This is a genomic window from Haloferax sp. Q22, from assembly GCF_001482285.1.
GTDB lineage: Archaea > Halobacteriota > Halobacteria > Halobacteriales > Haloferacaceae > Haloferax.
The window spans coordinates 1-19,008 of the sequence record NZ_LOEP01000031.1; the positions used below are offsets into that span (position 1 = coordinate 1).

Below are 19,008 nucleotides of genomic sequence, written 5' to 3' on the forward strand. Positions count from 1 at the left end.
AAGGATCATCTTGCAGGGTCGCTGAGCTCATTCCACCTCAGCATTCACCCTGCTCTTTGGTGTGCTAATCGTTCTATGACACCCTCAGAAGGTGTGTCTACCAGTAGAAGTAGCTCATAGCTTGAAGCAGCCACACTACACCTAGAAACCGATAGAGCAAGCGTTGAGTCCCGTCAGTATGGCTCCACGGCCGAGAGAAGGGAAGAGATGACCAACATTTCTTATCGAAATTTACTGCCCAGATTGGAGTCAGTATCATAATCACTCCGAGGAGCAGGAGAACCGAATTGAGGACAAAGGTGAGTTCTATCATTACTATCGAACGGAGGGTCTATTGAGTAACCCTTCAAGCAGATCCTCATCGGAACGCTACTAATTTCGGCAGTTTTCCCGTGCAGCAGGTCGGAAGCCGATGGAGTCTGTATCAACCACAACGGTAACCTCGTAACAATCAAAGCCTTCAGTCCCACCTGCATACTCAAGAAAATCTCCCGTTGAAAATGATTCTTCGCCGACACCCTCTGCAGAAATCTCTATTTTGTACGATGTTTGTTCGCCTAACCAGTCTTCTTCGATAAGAACCTCTCCATATGAATTAGTGGATTTACCATCAAGTGTGTGAGACTTCTCATAGATACTGTCCCCGTCTCGGCTGACAGTCACCAACGTTTCTGTTTCCTGGGTACGTTGGTTCCGTACGTAGATGCTGTCAAGGCCTGGCGGTTTAGATTCAGTATCCTCACTGGTCATACCTAAGCACCCTCCGAAGGCCGAAATCCCGATTATTGCAAGTATCCGTCGTCGTGAACTGGAAATCGGAGCAGATTCAGTCATCTGAATAGATTCAATATTTTGAAACGAATAATAGTACTGGCAGACCTCCTAGTTGTGGTTATTCACTATATGGTGCAGGCTTATCGAGGCGGTCCCGAATTCGTTCACTACGTGCCTCATCCATCTCAGATTCTGCAACCTCAATGACTTCGGATTTCTTAGTTGATAGTGGGCAATTCGTTGCTATGTTATCAAATGTCACTTCCTCACCACTGCTTTGTGTGGAGATCGCCATAAGTCGGCTTCTTTCACACTCAGAGCAGTTAGCATCACACGCTCCGCGGCGCGGAATACAGCTCAGTCTCTTGCGTCCATGTTTGATTCATGCTCCGCTGGGATAGCAGAATTTCCACCGAGTCAGCACGGCCTCAACAAACCACCAGCAACAGAGCCGTCAGGTCAAACCCTCACTCCCACGGGTGGCCGTTCCGCGTCGACGGCCACAGCGGGTACCAGTAGCTCTCGTCGTCCTCTATCGTCAGTTCCCCGTCGAGGACGGATTCGAGTTTGAACTCCAGACTCTGATTCCGCGAGGAGGTGCCCTGCGGAGCGAAGGGGTAGTACGCCCCGCGGCGGAACGAGTAAATCCAGTAGGCGCGGTCGCCGTCGCGCTCGAAGCCGAACAGGGCGGCGAGCAGGCGCGACCCGTAGCCGCGCTCGATAAACTCGTCGGCGGCGAAGTGGACGCTCGTCACGAGGTCCTCGGGGTCGTCGTCGGCGAGGACGACCCAGTTGTAGCCGTGGCCGTCGGTGTGGCGGCGGAACTCGGTTCCGGTCTCCTCGCCTCCGGCGGTGAGGATGTCCTCCACGGCGTCGACGGTGTCCGCGAAGTCGGTGCTATCGACGGAGGAGAAACACAGCGCCGCCTCGTCGGCCGAGTCGAACCGGAGGTCGGCCTCCATCGTGAGGTACGCCGTGCTCATCCCGAAGAGGTCCTCGGGGTCCGCTTTGGTGGTCGCGTCGGACTCGGCGCTGATGCCGAGCATGGCGCGGAATGAATCGAACAGCCCCATCGGTGCTTAGACGGTCTCCATCTCGCGCTCCATGTCGCGGAGGCGCTCGACGCGGTTTTCGGTCGAGGGGTGAGTGCTGAACAGACGGCCGATGAAGTCCGACTTGATGGGGATGATGAAGAACGCGTTCATCTCCGAGGTGTCGCGCATGTCGCGCTTCGGGACGTTGTCCATCCGGCCCGAAATCTTGAGGAGCGCGGACGCCAGCGCCGAGGGACGACCGGTGATGACGGCGGCCCCGCGGTCGGCGGCGTACTCGCGGTAGCGCGAGAGCGCCCGAATCAGCAGGTACGAGATTATCCAGACGAGGAGCGACGCGATGATGGCCACGATGACCGGCGCGTTCTGGCGGTTGTCGTCGCCGCCGAAGAACCAGCCCCAGCGGACGATGAGGAAGGCGATGCTGGAGAGGAACGACGCGATGGTCATGACCATCACGTCGCGGTTCTTCACGTGCGCGAGCTCGTGGGCGATGACGCCCTCCAGTTCCTCGTCGTCGAGGGTGTCCATCAGGCCGGTCGTGACGCAGACGGCCGAACTCTTCTGGGAGCGACCCGTGGCGAAGGCGTTCGGGACGCGCGTGTCGGCGATGGCGACCTTCGGCTTCGGGAGGTCCGCCTGCTGAGAGAGGCGACCGACCATCGCGTGGAGTTTCCGCGCCTGCGGGCCGTCGTCCTCGTCGACGACGGTCGCACCCATGCTGTACAGCGCGATTTTGTCGCTGAAGAAGAACTGCGCGAAGAGGAAGACGCCCATGAACCCGGCCATGACGGCGAGGCTCTGGAAGTAGGCGAACAACACCCCCGCGAAGACGATGTAGAGGGCGAACAGGAGGAACATCGTGAGCGCCATCCGCCCGCGAAGTCCCCAGTCCGGTTTCCAGTTCATACCACGTGATTAGTAATCCGGCTAATAAACGCTGTTGGAGTGCGAAGGCGTCGCACGCTGGCGCCCGAAGCGTGGAGAATGGGGATACACCGTTTTGCCGCGGGAGCACGTAGTTCCGGGTGACATGTTCGCCGATAGGGAAGACGCGGGCCGCCGGCTGGCGGACCTGCTCGACGAGCGAGAAGAGACGGCGGACCTCGTGTTGGCCATCCCGCGAGGCGGACTCCCCGTCGGCAGGGAGGTCGCGGACCGCCTCAGAGCGCCGCTCGACGTGGTGGTCGCGTCCAAGGTCGGCGCACCCGACAACCCCGAACTCGCCGTGGGGGCAGTCGCGGGCGACGGGAGTGCGTGGTGGAACGACGACCTGCTCTCGTATCTCGACGTTGGCGACGACTACCTCGACCGCGAGCGCGAGCGCGAGGCCGAGGCGGCGAGAGAGAAGGTGTCGCTGTACCGCGGCGGCGACCCGCTTCCCGACGTGGCCGGAAAGCGCGTGGTCGTCGTCGACGACGGCGTCGCCACGGGCGCGACCGCCCGAGCGTGCCTGCGGCAAGTCGTCGCCGGCGACGCGGAGCGCGTCGTTCTCGCGGTCCCGGTCGGCCCGCCGCACACTCTCTCGGACCTCGAAGCCGAGTGCGACGCGGTCGTCGCGGTCGAGTCGCCGGAGGCGTTCGGGGCCGTCGGCGCGTTCTACCGCGACTTCGTGCAGGTGTCAGCCGAGGAGGCCGCGTCGTACCTCCGCGACGGGGCGGACGGAGACTGAGACGGCTCACGGCTGCCGAGGCACATATCGACGACAGCCGGCGTTCACCGGCGAGCCGTGACGCCGAACTTAAGCGGTCGAACGGACTAGAGCCGTCAATGAGCGAATCCCGCGACTTCTGCCCTCGGTGCGGCGACCCGGTTCCGGAGCGACCGGAACCGCTCCCCGGGATGCCGCGCGAGCGCGACGCCGTGCTCTGCGACTCGTGTTACTTCGAGGACTTCGACCTCGTGGACGCACCTGACGAGGTGCAGGTCCGCGTCTGCGCGCAGTGCGGCGCGATTCACCGGGGGAACCGGTGGGTCGACGTCGGCGCGCGCGACTACACCGACATCGCCATCGAGGAGGTATCGAACTCCCTCGGCGTCCACCTCAACGCCGAGGAGGTCCGCTGGGGCGTCGAACCCGAGCAGATAGACGAGAACAACATCCGGATGCACTGCCACTTCTCGGGCGTCGTCCGCGGCACGCCGCTGGAGGAGTCCGTCGTCGTCCCGGTGAGCATCGCCCGCGAGACCTGCCAGCGCTGCGGCCGCATCGCAGGCGGCTACTTCGCCAGCCTCGTGCAGGTCCGCGCCGACGACCGGACGCCGACGACGGACGAGGCCGAGACGGCCATCGAGATCGCCGAGTCCTACATCGCGGAACGCGAGGAGAAAGGCGACCGCGACGCGTTCATCTCGAGTATCAAGCGGACACCCAACGGCCCGAACATCAAGATTTCGACCAACAAGATGGGAAGCGGTGTCGCAAAGCAGATTCGCGAACGCTTCGGCGGTACCATCGAGGAACACCCGACGCTCGTCACGGAGGACGGCGACGGCAACGAGGTCTACCGCGTCACGTTCGTCGCCCGCCTGCCGCGGTTTACCGCCGGCGACGTCATCGACCCCGAAGACGGCGACGGGCCGGTCCTCGTGCGGAGCAACCGCGGTCGGCTCAAGGGGACGCGTCTCACCTCGGGCGACTCCTACGAGTCGGAGTTCGAGGAGGGCGAGCGGCCCGAAGCCGAGGACCTTGGCTCCGTCGAGGACGCGGCGGAGACCACCGTCGTCACCGTCGAGGACGAACACGCCGTGCAGGTGCTCGACCCCGAGACGTACGAGGCGAAGACCATCCCGCGGCCGGACTATTTCGACCCCGACGCCACAATGGTGCCGGTCCTCAAGAGCCAGTCGGGACTACACATCCTCCCGGACGAGGTCGTCGAAGACGAGGACGAGGAGTAAGCAGACCGCAGCGAGGAGAGACGGAACGCGGTGGCGACGGCGTTTGCGCTTTTACGAATCGTGAGTCGACCGACAACTGAACAGGAAAAGCGGCCGCTCAGGAACGAGAGATAATCGAACGACGGAGCAGAATCAGTCGGCGCTGGCCGGCCGGTCCGTCGAGAGGGACGCGGCCGGAGCGTCGTCTTCGTGCACGGGCACACCGTGGCGCTGGAGGGCGAGGAGCAGGTCGTCCTCGGAGTAGCCGGAGCGAGCGGCCGCCTGCGAGAGTGTGAGTGTCCCACTACGATACAGTGTCATCGCCGTGGCGAGTGCGTTGGTGTGCATGGCCGATACTCCACCATTCAGGGGCATTGGTGTTAACTATTTCGTGAGAAAGCGTGTCAAAGACGAAGTTAGGAGAGATATAGCTTTACAAACGATATCCTATTTTCGCATCTAGTTTGCCAAACAGACAAGCGCATTAACAATCATTGAGGAAATGTGTCGGAGGCGGCGACTCTCTTGGACACTATGGCGATTTTTGCCGCTCGAACGGGACGAGATGGCATGACACCGTGATGGCGGGCGCATCCGCCGAGCGTCGGTTATCACTCGTGCGAACCGGTGCAGAAGCGTTAATTACCGGCCGTCCAACGCACGGCCATGGACCGACAGCAGGTTATCGCGCTGACGCTCGTCGCGCTCATGATTGGGTCGGCGCTGCTCTCTGGGGCCAGCCTCTTCCTGTAATCACTCGCCCCACACGTCGGAAAGCGGGTGGTTGCTCCGGCCGCTGTCGTCGGAGCCGCCGGACGAGCCGCCGCTACCGCGACCGCCGGAACTACCGGCTGACGTGCCACCGGAGCCACCAGAACCACCGGCACGGGTCCCCGAAGAACCCGAACCGCGAGTCGAATCGCGCCGCGAGCCAGAACCCGCACCCGACGCTCCGGACGACCGGGTCGTCGAGCCGCCAAGGTTCGCGGTCCCGCCGGTCGGGTTGCCCGCGTTGCCCCCGCGGCCGCCCGCCGCGACGGGGTCGAACTCGGGGAGGTCGGGTTTCGTCATCCGGTCGACCTGTGCCGCGAACCAGTCGGGCATGTCGGTCCGCGTCTTGTCGAACAGTTGGAGCAGACTGCTGTCGGCGACGTAGGTGTCGCCGTAGTCGTCGGGCGCGCGCACGACACGACCACACGCCTGAATCACGGTTCGGAGGGCGGCACGGCGGTACCACGCCCACTGGCCGTCTTCGAGGCGGCGGGCGACTCTGGAGTCGTTCGTGTTGAGATACGGCGCTTTACAGAGCACCTGCCAGCGACAGAGGTCGCCTTTCAGGTCCAGCGCCTCCTCCATCTTCACGGAGAGGAACACCTCCGGGCGGTCGGTCGCCTTCCACGTCTCCAGTTCCACGTTTCGGTCGTCGCGGTCGTGGCCGCGGACGCGGTTGCCGAGGCCCATCTCGGCGAGTCGGCGGCGAAGCTCCGCCTGAATCGCGTAGGAGTGGCAGTGAATCAGCCCCTTCTCGTCGGGGTGTTTCGCCATCAGGCGAACGACGAGGCGGGCGATTTTGGGGAGTGTCTCGTCGCGGTGTTCGTAGGTCATCTTCCCCTGCGTCACGTCGTACAGCGGCCGGTTCTCGACGGGGAACGTATGTTCCACGTCCACGAGCGCGACCTTCGAGGGGTCGAGGCCGACCGACCGGCAGAACGCCGCCTTGTTGAGGATTGTCGCCGACAGGAGCGCGAACTTGTTCCCGCGGTCCCAGACGGTGTGTTTGAGGTACTTCGCGGGGTCGAGCGGCTTGATAGCGATGGGCGACCCCTCGCCGTCGTGCTGGTCGACGACCCACGTCGTCGGGCTCTGGGGGTCGCGGTAGTCCTCGACGAACCACTGCAGCTCGCCGATGAGTTCCTGCAGGCGGTCGCGGCGGGCGGCCTCCTCGGGCGTCAGGTCGGACTTCGTGAGCAACTCGTCTTTCTCGCGCTTGCAGACGCCGGCGAGCGTCTCCGCGAAGCGCGAGGCGCGCTCGACGGGGTCGCCCGCGGCCGTCACGTCGGGGACGCCGATGTCATCCCACACCGGCACGGTCCGGGGCTTCAGGTCGATAGTCGCGTACATCTCGGCCCACTCGGCCAGCCCGTGGGCCTCGTCGACGACGACCACGTCGCGCTTTCGGAACACGTCGGAGCCGGCGGTCTGCATGAAGTACGCGAGCGTCATCGCCGCGATTTGACGGTTCGAGGCGATGGCGCGGTCGGAGAAGTACGGACAGCGGTGCCGGACCGAGCAGTCGAAGCCGCGCTTCCGGGCGCAGGGTGCGCGGTCGACCGGGGTGTCCTCCTCGCCGCGGATGATGCAGTTGTAGTTGGACTTACCGCGGATTATCTTGAGGTCCGAAAGCAGGTCGTCCTCAGCCACGTCGTCGAGTTGCGAGACCTGTGGGGTCGTGTAATAGGCGTCGGTCGCCTGCGCGGGCGAGGTTTCGTCCACGGTCGCCGCTGACCCCGCGATGGCGCGGGCGAGAAGCGACTTACCGCTCCCGGTCGGCGCGCGGACCAAGACCACGTCGTTGCCGTCGGCGAAGGCGTCGCGGATATCGCGCAGGGCCTGCTCCTGCGCGCCGCGGAAACTGGGGGCCGGAAACGAGTCGATGATGCGCGACGGGTCCACGGTCGATGGAGTCCTCGGACGGGCCTAAATCCACCGCTCCGGGGTGCGGTCGCGGCATCATCGAACGCGAGAAAACCGAGTCTAAAGCGCCGCCACGTCCTCAGCGGTCGGTTCGCGGTCGCCCGGCAGTCGCTCCATGCAGTCGAAACAAAGGAAGTGCTCGGAACCGTCGACGAGTTCCAACGTCATCCCGCCGGACGAGGAGGTGGGGAAGTTCCAGAGGTCGCCGATGCCGCCGGCGATGCGGACGCCCTTCCCGCAGGCGTCGCACGGTTCGGAGGTCATATGAGAACTGAGGACCTGAGGCGACAAAAGCGCCCCGCCGCGTTGTCGGAGCCGTAATCGGCCGGCGTCGCCGACCCGCCGGGAGACTCTTGTCGGCTGGCGTATAACTTTCGTGGCATGCGCGTCGATTGCGAAGGCTGTGCGGGCTGCTGTATCGACTGGCGACCGGTCGCGCCGGTCCCGCTCGACCACGAGCGCCGCGGGCCGCGCGCGCCGCTCGACGACACCTACAACCTCGTCCCGCTGACCCGCGACGAGATTCGGGACTTCGTTGAGGCCGGCCTCGGCGACGTCCTCACCCCGCGACTGTGGGAAGCGTCGCCGGGCGAGGGCGTCGAAATCGACGGCGTCGAACTCGCGGCCATCGCCGGGAAGCCGGCGTTCTTCGTCGGCATGCGCAAGCCGCCGAAGCCCGTCGCGCCGTTCGGCCTGGAGCGGACGTGGCTCCGCGCCTGCGCGTTTCTCGACCCCGAGACCCTCCAGTGTCGCATTCACGACACCGAGTTCTATCCCGACGAGTGTGCCGAGTATCCGGGCCACAACCTCGTCCTCGGAAAAGAGACCGAGTGCGAGCGCGTCGAGCGACACCACGGCGGCGAGCGCCTGCTCGACAACACGCCCCCGGACGACCTCCACGGCCTGCTCCTCGGTCCTCATGCCCTCGGCGCGAAGGTGTTCGTCCACCCCGAGCCCGAGCGATTGGCGGGGACCATCGAACACCTCAAAACACGCGATCTGACACCGGAGGACCGCGCGGAGTTCGTCGGTGTCGCGGTCGGGTCGCACCCCGGGTCGACGGAGGTCGACGACGACCGCGCCTCGCGAGCGCGTGCGAAGACGCTCGAAAGCGAGTCGTGGGCGGGCGGTGCAGTCGCCGCGTGGGAGGCCGTCGCCGGTCGCCTCGGGAGCGCGGCCGACGGAGCACCTGACCCCGACGAGGTCGAAGTCGCTCGCGGCGCGCCGGAAACCCCCGGCTGGGACGCGGTTCGCGGCGACGACTGACCCGCGGCCGGACGGCGGGCCGGCGAGTGGGCAACGGACAGTTCCCGGTCGGGCGGGCGATACGTTAACATCGTGCGCGGCGTTATCGAACAGCATGAAAGTGCTCGTGACCGGTGCGACCGGATTCGTCGGCCGGCACCTCGTGCCCCTCCTCCTCGACGCCGGCCACGACGTGGTCGTCTTCGTCCGCGACGCGGCGCGCTACGACGGTCCGCCGGACGTGGACGTAGTCGAAGGCGACATCTTCGAACCGGCGACGCTCGCCCCCGCGATGGCGGGCGTCGACGCGGCGTACTACCTCATCCACTCGATGCACTCCGGCGGCGACTTCGAGGCGCGCGACCGACTCGCCGCCCGCAACTTCGTCGACGCCGCCGAGTCCGCCGGAGTCGGACGAATCGTCTACCTCGGCGGTCTCGGCGAGGACCGCGACCAGCTCTCGCCGCACCTGCGGTCGCGCCGCGAGGTCGAACACATCCTCGCGTCGGGCGCACCCGAACTCACGACGCTCCGGGCGGCCATCATCGTCGGCGCGGGGAGCGCGAGTTTCGAGATGGTCCGGCAACTCGCCAAGCGCCTCCCGGTCATGGTGACGCCGCAGTGGGTCGAGACGCGGTGCCAACCCATCGCCATCGCGGACGTGGTCGCCTACCTCGCCGGCGTCCTCGACCACCCCGAGACGGCGGGCGAGACCTACGAAATCGGCGGCCCGGACGTGCTCACCTATCGGGAGATGCTCCAGCGCGTCGGCGCGCAGTTGGGCCACGCGCCCCGAATCGTCGCCGTGCCCGTGTTGACGCCGCGGCTCTCGTCGTACTGGATCGGGCTCGTCACCGACGTGGACACGGGGGTCGCCCGACCGCTCATCGAGGGGCTGAAAAACCCCGTTATCGTCGGCGACGACCGCATCCGCGACATCGTCGAGGTGGACGAGATGCCGTTCGACGCCGCGGTCGAGCGGGCGCTCCGCGAGGAGCGCGAACTGCGGGAACGAGCCGTCGAGCCGGCGTCGACGACCCCGACGTGAGCGGGACGCGAACCGCCCGCCAGCGTGCCCCGAGCGCCCCGAGTGCGGCGGCGATTGATATACCGCGGGGCCGTAGGAGCGGGATATGAACGACGCCCCGGAGTACGGCGAAACGTGGGTGTACGAGAGCATCGTCGGCGCGCTCCCGGGCGTGAGAATCGGCGAGGCGGGAGCCATCGCCCTCCAAATCGCCGTCTTCGAGGTCGCGGTGCTCTTCTTCGCGTGGGTGTACGACCTGTGGGCCGCGGCGGTCGCGGGCACCGCGGCCATCGTGGTCGCGGCCGCGGGGAGCGTCGTGATGCTCCGCATGGGCGAGTGGACCCGCGCCGCGAGGGTGCCCGCGCCCTATCGACGCCTGCTGTTCGGGTCGAGCATCGAGGTCGTGCTGGGCGTACTCGCGTTCGTCGCGCTCGTGACGCACCTGTTTGTCTTCGACCCGCAGCAACCGGGGACGCCGCTCATGACGACGCTGTTCGGCCCCGAACCGCCGGTCGTGGTCGTCTACCTGACGCTACTCGTCCTCTGGGACCTCTGTTACCGAATCGGCACGTCGTGGTGGGCGGCCGTCGTCGGCCTCTGGGGGGCGGTCCGCTACCGGTTCGACGGCCCGACCGCCGGGACGGTCAGGCGGGTGAACCTGCTGAACGTCGGCTTCGCGGTCGCGCAGTTGCTGTTGCTCCCGTTCATCGCTGACCAGCCGGTACTCCTCTTCGCGGTCGGCGGGCACGTCGTCGCCGTGACCGTCGTGTCGGTGACGGCGGCGGCGCTAACGAGGACGTGAGGTACGCAGGAACAGGAGAGGGACCGGGTCAGTCGTCTGACTTCATCTGCTTGAACTGTTCGAGCAGCGCGTCGGTCGAGTCGCCGGAGTCGTACTCGACGCTCCCACGGTAGGTCTTCCGGTCGTCGTCGGTCCCGGGTTCGACCTGGCTCGTCATCCGCTCGCGGCGTTCGTGTTCGGCTTCGTCGTATGCCCCCATTGACATGGTTCGACTTACCATGTGGGTGTGTGCCACATATAGCTATCGGAGAGATTCACAATCGTGATACTCAGCCGGGCGGGAGTCAGAAGGGGTAGGGGACCGGTGAAAACGGGCCCCGCGGCAGGAAAGGGTAAAAACAATCGCCGAACTACACCGTGTGTGGCACGCCCGCTTCGCTTTCGTTACGCCCCCGGACGCTGGGACGACTCGCGCATCACCCGCGACATCTTCCAGCCGCTCGACGCCAACCTCGGCGCCGAGATGGGTGCACCGTGGTACGCACCGCCCGAGGGGTACGAGGCCCGTCGGTTCGACATGGACAACGGCGACACCGCCCTCTTCGCGTGGACCGACGACCACGCCTACTGGATAGGCAACACCGAGACGCCGAGTTCGCTGTGGCGGACCGACAAGGAGGGCTTCGACGAGGCTCCCTTCGAGGTCTCCCGGTGGGCCCAGCGCGAACTCATCGCCGAGCTGTTCGACCAGTCGCCGTGGCTGAAGCCCTATCCGCACCTCTCGTGGTTCTTCCTCCCGGTGTTCCTCTCGAAGGACGGCCGCGAGACGACCCGCGAGTTCTTCCACGACCACGCGGCGGGCTTCCCGGACGCGACCCGCGAGGAGGCCCTGGAGTTCTACGAGTCGTTCTTCGCCACGGGCGTCCTCGACGAGTACCGCGAGGTCATGGCCGGAAAGCTCGGCACCTCGGAGTACTTCGACCCGATACGGATGGCCGCGGCGATGGGCGAGTTCGACGTGGCGTATCTCCTCGACGAGGCGGGGTACGACATCACGCCCGAAATCGCCGTGACGACCGGCCACTCCATCGACTTCCGCGCGGAGAACACCCCCGCGGGCGGCGCGCTCATCGAGGTGACGCGGCCGCTCCCGCCGAACCGACGCTCCGTGAGCAACCCCATCGCCGCGATTCGGGACACGGCACAGACCAAGACCAACGGCGAGGGCCAGCTCGCCGAACACGGCGGCGGCGTGACCCTGTTCGTCGACTGCTCGTCGTTCCCCGACGACGACTGGTCCGCCATCATGGGCGAGAAGCCCGACGTGCGGCACCGACCCGCGGTGGTCTTCCGGCTCCGCCCGTCGGGGCACGTCGAAGGCTACTCGAAGGGGTCGGTCCCGGTGGACCTGCCGTGGCTCTCTAACTGACGCGTCGTTCTGGTCGGCTGTCGGCCGTCACAACCCCTGAGCGACTGGAATGTGAGAATTAACGGACCAGCGAGCGAGACGCCGAGCCGACGGCTCACGGGTCGCGGTCAGAAAGAAAAATCGAGACGGGACGAGAGCCGGCCTCAGAACGAGACCATCTCGGGCCCGTTCTCACCGAGCGGGGACGGGTCGCGGTCGCTGTAGTATCGACGACCAATCGCCTCGTGGCCGACGCCGGTGAAGAGGGCGTCCCGCACGTCCTGCGGGCACGTGTACGTCTCGTCGCCGAGACGGGCCAGGATCTGTGCGACAGTCTCCTGACCGTTCTGGAGCTCGATTACTTCGTCGCCGTAGCGTTGGGCGAAGTCGGTCGAGCTAATCGGGTATTCGTGGCGATCGATGGCGTCGCCGAGTCCGTTCAGGCGCATTACACCCACAACTGTGCCGGCATCATTCTTAATGATTTTCCATGTATTTGATTAGTGCCCTTGCAGTCTTTAATCGTCCTTAATGATGGATCGGGCGCAACGTTTGTCTGCCCCTCGCCCCGACCAGTTGCATGGACGACAGCCCGCCGGTCGCGGACCTCCATCTCCACACGACCGCCTCGGACGGCCGGCTCACCGTGGATGCGCTCCCGACCGCCGCCCGCGCAGGCGGGGTGGACGTGGTGGCCGTGACGGACCACGACCGCTACCACCCGGACCTCGACGCACCGGTTGTCGAACGCGACGGCGTGACTATCGTCCGGGGCATCGAACTGCGCGTCGACGCGGGCGACCGCCGGGTCGACCTCCTCGGCTACGGCCTCAGAGAGCGGCCCGCCCTCGTCGAGACGGTCGAGCGCCTCCAACGGAACCGCGTGGAGCGCGCCAGCGAAATCGTCGCGGCGGTCGAGGAAGAAACCGGAGTCAGCCTCGACATCGAGATCCACGACGGCGTCGGTCGGCCGCACGTCGCCCGCGCTATCGACGCCAGCGACGCTCCCTACGACTACCAAGGGGCGTTCGACGAGCTCATCGGCGCGGACGGCCCCTGCTACGTCGCGCGCGAACTCCCGACGTTCGACGACGGCGTGGCGGCCCTCCGGGACGCCTGCGACGTGGTCGGCCTCGCGCATCCGTTCCGCTACCGCGACCCCGCCGGCGCGCTCGACCTCTGTGCCGACCTCGACGCCGTCGAACGCTACTACCCCTACGGCTTCGCGGTCGACTGCGGTCTCGTGGACGAGGCCATCGAGCGCTACGACCTGCTCGCCACGGGCGGAAGCGACGCCCACGACGAGACGCTCGGGCGCGCCGGACCGCCGGCGGCCGACTTCACCCGATTCGCCGCCGCGGTAGACGGTCTCTAACCGTGTTAGTCCGTGAATAATGCTGAACGTGCCGTGGGGCGTAGAGTTAAATCCTATCGGAACTGAAGGGGGGATATGCAGTGTCACTACTGCGACCGTGAGGCCGCATACGCCGCGGAGAAGGACCACATTAAGGTCGGTCTCTGCGAGCGACACTTCCGCAAGCGGGTCGAGGAACTCGCCGAATCCGAGGAACTCGCCGCCCTGAAGGAAAAACTCGACATTAATCGAACAACGTAGCGGCCGGTTAGCAGGTGTCCCTCCACTAACGCCTTCCTACCCGCGACGCCGAACGCTCCCCGCGACGGAGCGGTCGGTCACGCGAGAACCTGACCGCCGAACACGTACAGCGCCGCGAGCGCGCTCTCGAACGCGACGGTTCCGACTGCCGAGAGGGCGACGAACCGCTTCGCCGACATACCCGAGAGGCCGGCCGGAACGGTGAGCATCCCGCGCGTGAACAGCATCGCGTTGCTCAGCGGGACGACGACCGGGCCCCAGCGGTCGAACCAGCCGTCGAACCGGTCGAGGGAGTCCTCGCTGACGCGGAACCACGACCGCGACAGGAGGTACTCGCGGCCGCCCCGCTTGGCGACGAAGAACAGCGCGACCTGACCGACCGTCGCGCCGAGTACGGCGACGCCGAGAATCGGGAGTAACAGTCGTTCGCCGACCAGCGCCAGCGCCCCGGGCACGAGGAGTTCGCTCGGCGCGACGTAGAGGAGCATCGCGCCCTCAAGCACGAACACGAAAAAGAGGGCGACGAGAGCGAGGTCGGAAGCGAGGAGCTCCCGAATGACGTCGGGGAGTTGGGCGGTGAAGGCGCTCATGTCGTGTGCGCGGTTCGAACGACACCGTGTTCATTATGGGTTTGCTAACCCGGCGCGAAGCGACGGGAGCGACGGCATTTTGCCGCCGCCAACCGAACCCCGCGTATGGAGTTCACCGACCGTCCCCGCAGGCTTCGAACCGACGGGGTTCGCCCGCTCGTCTCGGAGACGACCCTTGACGCGACCGACCTCGTCGCGCCCGTCTTCGTGGACGCGACGACCGACGAGCGCGTCCCCATCGAGTCCATGCCGGGCCACGAGCGCGTGCCGGTCGACGAGGCCGCCGACCGCGTCGCCGAGGTGCGCGAGGCGGGCGTCGAGGCCGTCATCGTCTTCGGCATCCCCGAGTCGAAAGACCCCGAGGGGACTCGCGCGTACGCGCGAGACGGTGTCGTGCAGGAGGCCGTCCGAGCCATCACCGCCGAGACGGACGCCTACGTCATCACGGACGTGTGTCTGTGCGAGTACACCGACCATGGCCACTGCGGAGTGCTGGAGGACCACGCCGAGGACGACCCGACGCTGACGGTGGAAAACGGGCCGACCCTCGACCTGCTCGCGAAGACGGCCGTTTCCCACGCCGAGGCGGGCGCGGACATGGTCGCCCCCTCGGCCTCGATGGACGGGATGGTCGGCGCGATTCGCGCCGCCCTCGACGACGCCGGCCGCGACGAGGTGCCCATCATGTCCTACGCCGCGAAGTACGAGAGCGCCTTCTACGGCCCCTTCCGCGACGCGGCCGACGGCGCGCCGGCCTTCGGCGACCGACGACACTACCAGATGGATCCCGCGAACGCCCGCGAGGCGCTGCGCGAGGTCGCGCTCGACGTGGAACAGGGCGCGGACGTACTGATGGTCAAACCGGGCCTGCCGTACCTCGACATCGTCCGCGCCATCCGCGAGGGCTACGACCACCCGGTCGCCGCCTACAACGTCTCCGGCGAGTACGCGATGCTCCACGCCGCCGCCGAGAAGGGCTGGCTCGACCTCGACGAGGTCGCCCGCGAGTCGCTCCTGTCGATGAAACGGGCGGGCGCGGACCTCATCATCACGTACTTCGCGGAGCGCGTGGCGCGGCAGCTCGACTGAGGCGCTGAGCGGGCGAGTCAGCCGACTCTCGGACGGTCGCTCGACATGGAACGACGCGGTTCGAACACCGAACCACGAGACACGATACCGCGGTGCGCACGGCCAAAACACACTTGTTAGGCAACATTTTCCTGAACGTTCGTCCACAGAATCTCCGAGAATCTCAAAATCCTTGGACGATATACAACCTTATATGCGTAATATTCTAGCCTATTTTGTGCAGTTGTGGTATTACGCCCCACTAAATTTGACAAAATCAACCCCACACTTTATGTACTAACTCACCATGAAGCCGAACCGTGATGAAGCACCAGAATCCACACGGATACGGAGCAAAAGTAGCTGAACGGTCACTCGTGGCCGCATGGGGTGGGCAGTCGTGATTCCACTGCAGGTCGACCCGAGCGTTATCGCGCAGGGGGTCAACTACGTCTGGATCCTCGTCGTCTCGTTCCTCATCTTCTTCATGCAGCCGGGCTTCGCGCTCTTAGAGGCAGGGCAGGTACGCGCGAAGAACGTGGGCAACGTACTGATGAAGAACATGACGGACTGGGCGCTCGGCGTGCTCGTCTACTTCCTCGTCGGCGCGGGGGTCGCGACAATCGTCGGCGGCCTCACGTCGCCCGGCGGCTTCGACGTCGCCGCCGCGTTCTCGTACATCGGCGACTCCGGCGCGTGGATTGACTGGCTCTTCGGGGCCGTCTTCGCCATGACCGCCGCCACCATCGTCTCCGGCGCGGTCGCAGAACGCATGGACTTCCGCGCGTACATCGTCTTCGCGGCCACCATCACCGGATTCATCTACCCCGTCGTGCAGGGCATGACGTGGTCCGGCGGCCTCCTCTCGGGGAGCGGTTACATCGGTGCCGCCCTCGGTGTCGGCTACCTCGACTTCGCCGGCGCGACCGTCGTCCACATGTGCGGCGGCATCGCCGGCCTCGTCGGCGCGAAGATGGTCGGCCCGCGTAAGGGCCGCTTCGACGCCAACGGCGACAGCCAACCCATCCCGGGCCACTCGATGCTGCTCGCCGTCCTCGGCACGCTCATCCTCGCGTTCGGCTGGTACGGCTTCAACGTCGGCACGCAGGCGACGGTCCTCGCGACCACCGAAAGCGGCGGTCTGGAGTTCATGGGTGCCGCGCTCGGTCGCGTCGCCCTCGTGACGACCCTCGGCATGGGCGCCGGCGCGGTCGCCGCGATGATCGTCTCGACGAGCTACCAGGGCAAGCCCGACCCCCTCTGGATGGCCAACGGCCTGCTCGCCGGTCTCGTCGCAGTCACCGGCGCCGTCCCCCACGTCACGTGGTGGGGCGGCCTCATCCTCGGCGCGCTCGGCGGCGCAATCGTCCTGCCGGCGTACCGCTGGACCGTCGACTCGCTCAAAATCGACGACGTGTGTGGCGTCTTCGCCGTCCACGGCGTCGCGGGCGCGGTCGGCACGGCACTCATTCCCGTCTTCGCAGTTAGCGGCTTCTCCGGCACGCAACTCGTGATGCAGGTCATCGGCGTGGTCGTCATCGCCGCGTGGACCATCCTCGCCTCGGCGGTCGTCTTCGCCATCACGGACGCCGTCTTCGGCCTCCGCGTCTCGGAAGAAGAGGAAGTCGAAGGCCTCGACGTCGGCGAACACGGCGTCTCGGTCTACCCCGAATTCGTCGGCGACGCGGGTCCCGACGGCGCGCTCGGCTCGCCCACGGCGACCGACGGCGGCAGCAACGTGCGCACCGACGGCGGCGTCGCGGAAGACGAAGCTGTCGAAGCCAACGGAGGTGACAGCCAATGAGCGACGAAGAACAGGGCATCAAGATGGTCATGGCCATCATCCGCCCCGACAAGCTTTCCGACGTGAAAACCGCGCTCGCTGAGGCGGGCGCACCGTCGCTCACCGTCACCAACGTCTCCGGCCGCGGCTCCCAACCCGCGAAGAAAGGTCAGTGGCGCGGCGAGGAGTACACCGTCGACCTCCACCAGAAAGTCAAAGTCGAGTGCGTCGTCGCCGACATCCCCGTCGACGACGTAGTCGAAGCCATCGCCGAGTCCGCCCATACGGGTGAGAAAGGTGACGGAAAGGTGTTCGTTCTCCCCGTCGAGAGCGCCGTCCAAGTCCGAACCGGTAAGGAGGGCAACCCGGCAGTCTGAGCGCGCACCGACGACCGAAACCGACTCGAAGTCTCTGTTTGCCACTCCCGCCGCGGCCCGCGTGAGTGCGCACCCGACTGGGGTTCGACGAACGCCCCGAACTATTCCTATTACTAATCCTACACTACATTCGTAGGATTTCGTGGCAACATTTGTTTACTGAGTGCTAGCCTTACGTCCTTATACAACACATACATCATCCTATATCGGACATACGTCTCTCAGAACGCCCTTTTGTAGACGTTTGTCAACGCGAACCGTTATATGAACGTCTGTAGATAGCATCTCTCATGGTTCGCGAGACATTCGGTCGCGAATCGAGCACCAATATGAACGACTGTCCAACTTCAGAACTCGAGTCGCTCGCCGGAGGCATCGTATGTTGACACCCTTGCAAGCCGACCTCGCTTCGGTGGTCGAGGCCGTGAACCTCGTGTGGGTCCTCACGGTCACGTTCCTCATCTTCTTCATGCACGCCGGCTTCGCCATGCTCGAAGCCGGGCAGGTCCGCGCGAAGAACGTCGCCAACCAACTGACCAAGAACCTGCTGACGTGGAGTATCGGCGTCATCGTGTTCTTCCTGCTCGGCGCGGCGGTGTCGTCCATCGTCGCCGCCTTCACCAGCGGCTCCGCGCTGGACATCACCGGGGCGTTCATGAGCCTCTACGCGCCCGACGCCTCGGCGACGACGGCGTGGGTCGACTGGCTGTTCGGCGCCGTTTTCGCCATGACCGCCGCCACCATCGTCTCCGGTGCCGTGGCGGGCCGCGCCCGACTCCGCGCGTACCTCACGTACACCATCCTCATCGCGGGCGTCATCTACCCCGTCGTCGTCGGCTTCACCTGGGGCGGCGGCTTCCTCGACGCCCTCGGCTTCCACGACTTCGCCGGCGGCATGATCGTCCACGGCATGGGCGGCATCGCCGGCCTCACCGCGGCGTGGATTATCGGCCCGCGCATGAACCGCTTCAAGCCCGACGGCACGGCGAACGTCATCCCCGGTCACTCCATCACGTTCGCCGTCCTCGGCACGCTCATCCTCGCGTTCGGCTGGTACGGCTTCAACGTCGGCACCGCCGCCGCACCCCTCGCGTACGCCGACGGCGCGGTCACGCTCGGCTCGTTCGCCTTCGTGGGGCGCGTCGCCCTCGTGACGACCCTCGGCATGGCCGCCGGCGCAATCGGCGCTGGCGGGGTCGCCATGTACAAGACCGGTAAGGTCGACACGCTCTACGTCGCAAACGGCCTCCTCGCCGGCCTCGTCGGCGTCACCGCCATCGCGGACGACATCGTCTGGCCGGGCGCGCTTGTCGTCGGCCTCCTCGCCGGCGCGCAGCTCCCGGTCGTCTTCGAGTTCGTCGAAAAGCGCCTCCACATCGACGACGTGTGCGCGGTCTTCCCCGTTCACGGTTCCGCGGGCATCCTCGGCGCGCTCCTCTACCCGGTGTTCGCCGTCCCGCTGTGGCACGACGGCGCGTCCTTCGTCTCGCTCGCCGTCCCGCAGGTCATCGGCGTCGGCGTCATCGCCATCTGGACGTTCGCCGCGACCGCGGTCGTCTTCGGCGGCTTCCGGGCCATCGGTCAGGTCCGCGTCTCCTCGGACCACGAGCGCGAGGGCCTCGACACCGCCGAACACGGCGTCGACACCTACCCCGAGTTCGGGTCGCCCGACGCCGACACCGGCATCCGCACGGACGGCTCCGGCGTCCCGAGCGGGGATGGATTCATGACGACGGGCCGGGAGGACTAACTC

Annotated in this window: 21 protein-coding genes; 12 read left to right on the plus strand and 9 right to left on the minus strand. The window is 65.9% G+C overall.

All coding sequences use genetic code 11. The features are described 5' to 3' along the window. Window positions 1-372: 372 nt before the first annotated feature. From AM590_RS20550 to htpX, 3 genes are all read right to left on the minus strand, one after another. Window positions 373-750: a hypothetical protein gene (locus AM590_RS20550; protein WP_157575470.1), complete on the minus strand. Its 378-nt coding sequence runs from the start codon at window positions 748-750 to the stop codon at window positions 373-375. Between the two features lie 491 nt (window positions 751-1,241). After that, window positions 1,242-1,847 carry a hypothetical protein gene (locus AM590_RS13515; protein WP_058827930.1) on the minus strand — a complete coding sequence of 202 codons (606 nt, stop codon included), beginning with the start codon at window positions 1,845-1,847 and terminating at the stop codon, window positions 1,242-1,244. 6 nt (window positions 1,848-1,853) lie between these two features. Continuing rightward, entirely contained in the window at window positions 1,854-2,735 is an 882-nt protein-coding gene (htpX, locus tag AM590_RS13520) for a zinc metalloprotease HtpX (protein WP_058827931.1), read from the minus strand. Between the two features lie 124 nt (window positions 2,736-2,859). Here htpX and AM590_RS13525 point away from each other — a divergent pair, with 124 nt between their 5' ends. Both AM590_RS13525 and AM590_RS13530 read left to right on the plus strand, forming a co-directional pair. Continuing rightward, window positions 2,860-3,498, plus strand: a complete 639-nt coding sequence (locus AM590_RS13525) for a phosphoribosyltransferase (RefSeq protein ID WP_058827932.1) — start codon at window positions 2,860-2,862, stop codon at window positions 3,496-3,498. A 98-nt stretch (window positions 3,499-3,596) separates the two neighbouring features. Beyond that, entirely contained in the window at window positions 3,597-4,727 is a 1,131-nt protein-coding gene (locus tag AM590_RS13530) for a 60S ribosomal export protein NMD3 (RefSeq protein WP_058827933.1), read from the plus strand. Between the two features lie 132 nt (window positions 4,728-4,859). Here AM590_RS13530 and AM590_RS13535 read toward each other — a convergent pair whose 3' ends face one another. From AM590_RS13535 to AM590_RS13545, 3 genes are all read right to left on the minus strand, one after another. Beyond that, window positions 4,860-5,054 carry a UPF0175 family protein gene (locus AM590_RS13535; RefSeq protein WP_008091125.1) on the minus strand — a complete coding sequence of 65 codons (195 nt, stop codon included), beginning with the start codon at window positions 5,052-5,054 and terminating at the stop codon, window positions 4,860-4,862. Between the two features lie 405 nt (window positions 5,055-5,459). Then, on the minus strand, window positions 5,460-7,379 hold the full coding sequence (locus tag AM590_RS13540) for a helicase C-terminal domain-containing protein (protein ID WP_058827934.1): 1,920 nt from the start codon (window positions 7,377-7,379) through the stop codon (window positions 5,460-5,462). A gap of 81 nt (window positions 7,380-7,460) precedes the next feature. Continuing rightward, window positions 7,461-7,664 carry a hypothetical protein gene (locus AM590_RS13545; protein WP_004045177.1) on the minus strand — a complete coding sequence of 68 codons (204 nt, stop codon included), beginning with the start codon at window positions 7,662-7,664 and terminating at the stop codon, window positions 7,461-7,463. Window positions 7,665-7,781: 117 nt separating this feature from the next. Between AM590_RS13545 and AM590_RS13550 the strand changes: the two genes are divergently transcribed. The 3 genes from AM590_RS13550 to AM590_RS13560 all read left to right on the plus strand — a co-directional run bounded on the left by AM590_RS13550 (window position 7,782) and on the right by AM590_RS13560 (window position 10,474). Continuing rightward, on the plus strand, window positions 7,782-8,666 hold the full coding sequence (locus AM590_RS13550; protein WP_058827935.1) for a YkgJ family cysteine cluster protein: 885 nt from the start codon (window positions 7,782-7,784) through the stop codon (window positions 8,664-8,666). Between the two features lie 94 nt (window positions 8,667-8,760). Beyond that, window positions 8,761-9,693 (plus strand): NAD(P)H-binding protein, encoded by a 933-nt coding sequence (locus AM590_RS13555; protein ID WP_058827936.1) that lies wholly within the window; start codon window positions 8,761-8,763, stop codon window positions 9,691-9,693. 85 nt (window positions 9,694-9,778) lie between these two features. Further along, window positions 9,779-10,474, plus strand: a complete 696-nt coding sequence (locus AM590_RS13560) for a hypothetical protein (protein WP_058827937.1) — start codon at window positions 9,779-9,781, stop codon at window positions 10,472-10,474. A gap of 28 nt (window positions 10,475-10,502) precedes the next feature. Here AM590_RS13560 and AM590_RS20905 read toward each other — a convergent pair whose 3' ends face one another. Then, on the minus strand, window positions 10,503-10,679 hold the full coding sequence (locus tag AM590_RS20905) for a DUF5786 family protein (protein WP_172795808.1): 177 nt from the start codon (window positions 10,677-10,679) through the stop codon (window positions 10,503-10,505). 156 nt (window positions 10,680-10,835) lie between these two features. On the opposite strand from AM590_RS20905, the gene AM590_RS13565 reads away from it, so the two are divergent. After that, complete coding sequence (locus AM590_RS13565; protein WP_058827938.1) at window positions 10,836-11,843, plus strand: DUF5784 family protein; 1,008 nt, start codon at window positions 10,836-10,838, stop codon at window positions 11,841-11,843. Window positions 11,844-11,986: 143 nt separating this feature from the next. On the opposite strand, the gene AM590_RS13570 is transcribed toward AM590_RS13565, so the two are convergent. After that, window positions 11,987-12,271, minus strand: a complete 285-nt coding sequence (locus tag AM590_RS13570; RefSeq protein WP_058827939.1) for a hypothetical protein — start codon at window positions 12,269-12,271, stop codon at window positions 11,987-11,989. A gap of 131 nt (window positions 12,272-12,402) precedes the next feature. Between AM590_RS13570 and AM590_RS13575 the strand changes: the two genes are divergently transcribed. Together AM590_RS13575 and AM590_RS20910 are read left to right on the plus strand one after the other, a co-directional pair. Then, the gene (locus AM590_RS13575; protein WP_058827940.1) at window positions 12,403-13,197 is read left to right on the plus strand and encodes a PHP domain-containing protein; all 795 of its coding nucleotides are present in this window, start codon (window positions 12,403-12,405) and stop codon (window positions 13,195-13,197) included. 75 nt (window positions 13,198-13,272) lie between these two features. After that, window positions 13,273-13,437, plus strand: coding sequence for a DUF6757 family protein (locus tag AM590_RS20910; RefSeq protein WP_172795809.1), 165 nt, complete (start codon window positions 13,273-13,275; stop codon window positions 13,435-13,437). 77 nt (window positions 13,438-13,514) lie between these two features. Here AM590_RS20910 and AM590_RS13580 read toward each other — a convergent pair whose 3' ends face one another. Then, window positions 13,515-14,027, minus strand: a complete 513-nt coding sequence (locus AM590_RS13580) for a DedA family protein (protein ID WP_058827941.1) — start codon at window positions 14,025-14,027, stop codon at window positions 13,515-13,517. Between the two features lie 105 nt (window positions 14,028-14,132). On the opposite strand from AM590_RS13580, the gene hemB reads away from it, so the two are divergent. From hemB to AM590_RS13600, 4 genes are all read left to right on the plus strand, one after another. Continuing rightward, a complete protein-coding gene (gene hemB / locus AM590_RS13585; RefSeq protein WP_058827942.1) occupies window positions 14,133-15,116 on the plus strand; it encodes a porphobilinogen synthase in 984 nt (327 codons plus the stop codon). A gap of 364 nt (window positions 15,117-15,480) precedes the next feature. Continuing rightward, window positions 15,481-16,899 carry an ammonium transporter gene (locus AM590_RS13590; protein ID WP_058827943.1) on the plus strand — a complete coding sequence of 473 codons (1,419 nt, stop codon included), beginning with the start codon at window positions 15,481-15,483 and terminating at the stop codon, window positions 16,897-16,899. After that, window positions 16,896-17,255 carry a P-II family nitrogen regulator gene (locus tag AM590_RS13595; RefSeq protein WP_004973958.1) on the plus strand — a complete coding sequence of 120 codons (360 nt, stop codon included), beginning with the start codon at window positions 16,896-16,898 and terminating at the stop codon, window positions 17,253-17,255. Before AM590_RS13590 ends, AM590_RS13595 begins: the two co-directional genes overlap by 4 nt. 379 nt (window positions 17,256-17,634) lie before the next feature. Continuing rightward, window positions 17,635-19,005: an ammonium transporter gene (locus tag AM590_RS13600; RefSeq protein ID WP_058827944.1), complete on the plus strand. Its 1,371-nt coding sequence runs from the start codon at window positions 17,635-17,637 to the stop codon at window positions 19,003-19,005. Window positions 19,006-19,008 lie beyond the last annotated feature (3 nt).

Coding starts and splice junctions, on each gene's coding strand:
- AM590_RS20550 (WP_157575470.1), bottom strand. CDS start 750: ATGACCAGTGAGGATACTGAATCTAAACCGCCAGGCCTTGACAGCATC.
- AM590_RS13515 (WP_058827930.1), bottom strand. CDS start 1,847: ATGGGGCTGTTCGATTCATTCCGCGCCATGCTCGGCATCAGCGCCGAG.
- htpX (WP_058827931.1), bottom strand. CDS start 2,735: ATGAACTGGAAACCGGACTGGGGACTTCGCGGGCGGATGGCGCTCACG.
- AM590_RS13525 (WP_058827932.1), top strand. CDS start 2,860: ATGTTCGCCGATAGGGAAGACGCGGGCCGCCGGCTGGCGGACCTGCTC.
- AM590_RS13530 (WP_058827933.1), top strand. CDS start 3,597: ATGAGCGAATCCCGCGACTTCTGCCCTCGGTGCGGCGACCCGGTTCCG.
- AM590_RS13535 (WP_008091125.1), bottom strand. CDS start 5,054: ATGCACACCAACGCACTCGCCACGGCGATGACACTGTATCGTAGTGGG.
- AM590_RS13545 (WP_004045177.1), bottom strand. CDS start 7,664: ATGACCTCCGAACCGTGCGACGCCTGCGGGAAGGGCGTCCGCATCGCC.
- AM590_RS13550 (WP_058827935.1), top strand. CDS start 7,782: ATGCGCGTCGATTGCGAAGGCTGTGCGGGCTGCTGTATCGACTGGCGA.
- AM590_RS13555 (WP_058827936.1), top strand. CDS start 8,761: ATGAAAGTGCTCGTGACCGGTGCGACCGGATTCGTCGGCCGGCACCTC.
- AM590_RS13560 (WP_058827937.1), top strand. CDS start 9,779: ATGAACGACGCCCCGGAGTACGGCGAAACGTGGGTGTACGAGAGCATC.
- AM590_RS20905 (WP_172795808.1), bottom strand. CDS start 10,679: ATGTCAATGGGGGCATACGACGAAGCCGAACACGAACGCCGCGAGCGG.
- AM590_RS13570 (WP_058827939.1), bottom strand. CDS start 12,271: ATGCGCCTGAACGGACTCGGCGACGCCATCGATCGCCACGAATACCCG.
- AM590_RS13575 (WP_058827940.1), top strand. CDS start 12,403: ATGGACGACAGCCCGCCGGTCGCGGACCTCCATCTCCACACGACCGCC.
- AM590_RS20910 (WP_172795809.1), top strand. CDS start 13,273: ATGCAGTGTCACTACTGCGACCGTGAGGCCGCATACGCCGCGGAGAAG.
- AM590_RS13580 (WP_058827941.1), bottom strand. CDS start 14,027: ATGAGCGCCTTCACCGCCCAACTCCCCGACGTCATTCGGGAGCTCCTC.
- hemB (WP_058827942.1), top strand. CDS start 14,133: ATGGAGTTCACCGACCGTCCCCGCAGGCTTCGAACCGACGGGGTTCGC.
- AM590_RS13590 (WP_058827943.1), top strand. CDS start 15,481: ATGGGGTGGGCAGTCGTGATTCCACTGCAGGTCGACCCGAGCGTTATC.
- AM590_RS13595 (WP_004973958.1), top strand. CDS start 16,896: ATGAGCGACGAAGAACAGGGCATCAAGATGGTCATGGCCATCATCCGC.
- AM590_RS13600 (WP_058827944.1), top strand. CDS start 17,635: ATGTTGACACCCTTGCAAGCCGACCTCGCTTCGGTGGTCGAGGCCGTG.